Raw genomic sequence first — 604 nt, 5'->3', positions numbered from 1 at the left:
GTTGTTTAGTAGGTTCAAGTCCTATAATCTTCATTTATGGTACTTAGAGGTTAGCCATATTACCTTTTCTTCCTCTTTTATTTATACTTTTTATTTTAATATGTTAAAAAACCCTAATTTAATTGTAGATAACAGTAAAGATAATAATAGTTGTATATATAAAATATATGATAATTTTTATCCTGCTTTAAATGATAAATTTATTACTAATTTAGCCAGTATTTTAGAAGATTTATACGATAATAATGAGTTTGTTGTATTTAAGTTATATTTTGTTAGAATACACGAAGTTTATACTGAAATAAAGATGAATAATTTTATTAATCATTTAAATCAATACCCACCTAAGTTTGTTATGGAGAATCTAGTTAGATTCCATAAAAATACCGGTATTGTTGGCCTATGTCATATTTTAGTTTGATTATCCCTATATGATATTAATAATTTGATGCGTATAGCTAAGAATTTATTAAACGATATTAACAATAATATAACTACTATTAATGAGAATATTCATAAGGATTTTGGTAATACTATTCTTAATTTTAATACTCCTATTGATAAGAATAATCTGGAATTATTTTTATTCATTTGCATTGATAGA

The 604-nt window shown here is 22.5% G+C and carries 1 protein-coding gene; it reads left to right on the top strand.

What is annotated here, in order from left to right; all coding sequences use genetic code 11:
* A partial coding sequence (locus ACYU7Q_RS21855; protein ID WP_460611578.1) for a hypothetical protein occupies positions 1-421 on the top strand: 421 nt, incomplete at its 5' end.
* Positions 422-604 lie beyond the last annotated feature (183 nt).

The sequence above is a fragment of the Hymenobacter terrigena genome (assembly GCF_054776515.1).
This window is presented reverse-complemented; position numbering and strand designations above follow the sequence as displayed.